Origin of the sequence: Microbacterium sp., assembly GCF_036277215.1 — a bacterium.
Lineage (GTDB): Bacteria > Actinomycetota > Actinomycetes > Actinomycetales > Microbacteriaceae > Microbacterium.
In genome coordinates this window covers 1-3,563 of sequence record NZ_DASUNI010000180.1, presented here as the reverse complement: position 1 = coordinate 3,563, position 3,563 = coordinate 1, and the positions used below count along the sequence as shown (strand labels likewise).

At 70.8% G+C, this 3,563-nt stretch carries 4 protein-coding genes; all 4 read left to right on the top strand.

Annotated features, from left to right (window positions below; all coding sequences use genetic code 11):
• Positions 1 to 185 precede the first annotated feature (185 nt).
• On the top strand, positions 186 to 1,304 hold the full coding sequence (locus tag VFX99_RS09275; protein WP_329666014.1) for a GuaB3 family IMP dehydrogenase-related protein: 1,119 nt from the start codon (positions 186 to 188) through the stop codon (positions 1,302 to 1,304).
• 80 nt (positions 1,305 to 1,384) lie between these two features.
• Positions 1,385 to 2,170, top strand: coding sequence for an SURF1 family protein (locus VFX99_RS09270; protein WP_329666013.1), 786 nt, complete (start codon positions 1,385 to 1,387; stop codon positions 2,168 to 2,170).
• A gap of 173 nt (positions 2,171 to 2,343) precedes the next feature.
• Positions 2,344 to 2,838 carry a DUF3817 domain-containing protein gene (locus VFX99_RS09265; RefSeq protein ID WP_329666012.1) on the top strand — a complete coding sequence of 165 codons (495 nt, stop codon included), beginning with the start codon at positions 2,344 to 2,346 and terminating at the stop codon, positions 2,836 to 2,838.
• Positions 2,835 to 3,563 (top strand): glutamine-hydrolyzing GMP synthase (gene guaA / locus VFX99_RS09260; protein WP_329666011.1); only part of this gene is annotated, 729 nt, incomplete at its 3' end. The genes VFX99_RS09265 and guaA, both read left to right, overlap by 4 nt.

The window sequence follows — 3,563 nt, the reverse complement described above, 5'->3', positions numbered from 1 at the left end:
CGCGTCGACGAGCCCTGGTAGCAGAGGGTCTGGTGTTCGGACGTCGTCGGAGTCTCGCCCGAATGTCGGAGGATGCGCGCGCAATCCTCCGACGGAGCGGCGGTTCTCCGACGCGCGTGAGCATCGACGACCGAACCCCGTCGAACCGCCGCTCGGACACGCCCCGGTAGGCTGAGGCCGTGAGCATGGAGATCGAGATCGGTCGCGCGAAGCGCGCGCGCCGCGCCTACACGTTCGACGACATCGCCGTCGTCCCGTCGCGGCGCACCCGCAACCCCGAGGATGTCTCGACCGCGTGGAGTATCGACGCGTACCAGTTCGCCATCCCGGTCCTCGGTGCTCCGATGGACTCGGTCGTCAGCCCGACCACGGCGATCATGCTGGGCCAGCTCGGCGGGCTCGGCGTCCTCGACCTCGAGGGTCTGTGGACGCGCTACGACGACCCGGAGCCGCTCCTCGTCGAGATCGCCTCGCTCGACGACGCGCACGCCACGAGCCGGATGCAGGAGCTGTACTCCGAGCCGATCAAGCCCGAGCTGGTGCGCGACCGGCTCGCCGAGATCCGCTCCGGCGGCGTGACGGTGGCGGGCGCCCTCACCCCGCAGCGCACGCAGGAGCTGTACGAGACGGTCGTGGCCGCCGGCGTCGACCTGTTCGTCATCCGCGGCACCACCGTGTCGGCCGAGCACGTCTCGAGCGTGGAGACCCCGCTCAACCTCAAGAAGTTCATCTACGACCTCGACGTGCCGGTGATCGTGGGCGGCGCCTCCACGTACACCGCGGCCCTGCACCTGATGCGCACTGGCGCGGCGGGCGTCCTCGTCGGATTCGGCGGAGGCGCGGCATCCACCACACGCGCGACGCTCGGCATCCACGCACCCATGGCCACCGCCGTATCGGATGTCGCGGGCGCTCGCCGCGACTACCTCGACGAGTCCGGGGGCCGCTACGTCCACGTGATCGCGGACGGGGGAGTGGGCACCTCGGGTGACATCGTGAAGGCGCTCGCAATGGGCGCGGACGCGGTCATGCTCGGCGTGGCACTGTCGCGCGCGACGGATGCCCCGGGCCGCGGATACCACTGGGGACCCGAGTCGCACCACTCGCGACTGCCGCGTGGCCGGCGCGTGAACGTCGACCAGGTGACCACCCTCGAGTCGGTGCTGTACGGCCCGGCGCCGGTGGCCGACGGCACCGCCAACCTGATCGGGGCGCTGCGCAAGTCGATGGCCACCACCGGATACTCCGACCTCAAGGAGTTCCAGCGGGTCGAGGTCGTCGTCGCTCCGTACAGCACGGGATGACGACCCCGGATCCTGCGACCGGCGCCGGAGCCGAAGAATCGGCTCTGCCCGAGGTGTTCCCGCCGACGCTGCGCGAGGTGATGCTCCGGCCCCGGTGGATCGCGCTGCTGGCCCTCTGCCTCGTCGTGGCCGGCATCTTCGCGTGGCTGGGGCAGTGGCAGCTCGGTCGCGCACTCGCGACCGCTGCGACTCCGCCCGGAACCACCGAGGAGGTCCTGCCGCTGGCCGACGTCGCGGCGCCCGGCGAATACCTCAGCGAGCCGCTGGTCGGACAGCGCGTCACCGTCACCGGAACCTGGGTGCCCGATGACTTCGTCGTCGTGTCGTCGCGGTTCAACGACGGCGTCGAGGGCTACTGGGTGACCGGTCAGCTCCGCGTCGCGGGCGACACCGCGCAGCCGGTCTCGGTCGCCGTGGCCCTCGGCTGGGCAGCGACCGAGGACGATGCGCTGGCCGCCGTGGATGAGCTGAACCGGGACGCATCGGCCCCGGAAGCCGCGGGAACCCCGCTCGCCATCACGGGCCGCCTCATCTCCGACGAGGGCCCGGTGCTGCCGCCGAGCGGCGCCGACCCGCAGACGCTGACCCGCATGTCTCCCGCCGCACTGCTCTCGCGATGGCACGACACGGAGGGGCTCGACGTGTACCGGCCGTACGTGGCGGCGGAGGTGGCTCAGGGTCCGCTCGTGGACATCGCCTCACCCGCGCCGTCGACGTCGTCGAACCTCAACTGGCTCAACATCTTCTACGCGATCGAGTGGGCGGTGTTCGCCGGCTTCGCGTTCTACCTCTGGTACCGGCTCGCCCGCGACGCGTGGGAGCGCCAGCTCGAGGAGCTCGAGGATGGGGAGGCCGCGGCATCCTGAGCCGGCTCGGGGTCCGCGAGACTGCATCCGCACGTCGAGACAGCGGGCTGTACCCGCAGTCTGGCCGTCCCGTTGCAGTCTCGGCGACAACGGACCGGGCGGGCGGCGCGGACCCGGTGAGGCGCGGACTGGGGCGCGGAAGCGCCGCTGCGCCCGCGGGTAGACTGGGATGCATGCCCGTGGCCCCGAAACTCGCCTCCTTCCCGGCCATCCGCGGGGCGCTGAAGTTCTACCAGATCTGCTCGGTCATCACCGGAACCATGCTTCTGCTGCTGTGCGCGGAGATGCTGGCGAAGTACGCGCTCGGCTACGAGCTGTTCCTCGGCGGATCAGGCGGATTCCTCTGGTTCGCTCCGGTCGTGGAGGGCCCGGAAGGCCTCGAGTCGACCGGCGATGGCCTCAACCTCTCGCTCGGCATCCTCGTCGCGCACGGCTGGTTCTACGTCGTGTACCTCTTCTCCTGCTTCCGCGTATGGAGCCTCATGCGGTGGCCGTTCTGGCGCTTCCTGCTGCTGGCCTCCGGCGGCATCGTCCCGCTCCTGTCGTTCTTCCTCGAGGTGCGCGTCGCGCGAGACGTGCGCTCCTACCTGAAGAACCGCGAAGAGACCGACCGTGCGGCGGCCGCTCAGCCCTTGACCGAGGCGATCCCGACGGAGAATCAGCGGTGACCGAACAGACCGAGACCGACCAGCGACCCGTCCTGGTCGTCGACTTCGGAGCGCAGTACGCGCAGCTGATCGCCCGCCGCGTGCGCGAGGCCGGCGTCTACAGCGAGATCGTGCCGCACACGGCCACCGCCGCCGAGATCGCAGCCAAGAACCCCGTCGGGCTGATCCTCTCCGGAGGACCCTCGTCGGTGTACGAGCCGGGCGCGCCGTCGATCGACTCCGGCGTGTTCGACCTCGGCGTCCCCACGCTAGGGATCTGCTACGGATTCCAGGTGATGGCCCAGGCGCTGGGCGGCGAGGTCGCGAACACCGGCCTGCGTGAGTACGGGGCGACGGATGCCGCGCTGTCGGGCGACGGCGGAGTGCTCCTGGCCGGTCAGCCGGCGGCGCAGAACGTGTGGATGAGCCACGGCGACCAGGTCTCGAAGGCTCCGGACGGCTTCGATGTGCTGGCGTCGACGTCGGCCACACCGGTCGCGGCGTTCGGCAGCGACGAGCGTCGCATGTACGGCGTGCAGTGGCATCCCGAGGTCAAGCACACCGACCACGGTCAGCAGGTCATCGAGAACTTCCTCCACAAGGCGGCAGGCCTCGCCGCCGACTGGAACAGCGGCAACGTCATCGCCGAGCAGGTGGACCGCATCCGCGCGCAGGTCGGCACGGGCCGCGTGCTGTGCGCGCTGTCGGGCGGCGTCGACTCGGCCGTCGCGGCAGCGCTCGTGCAC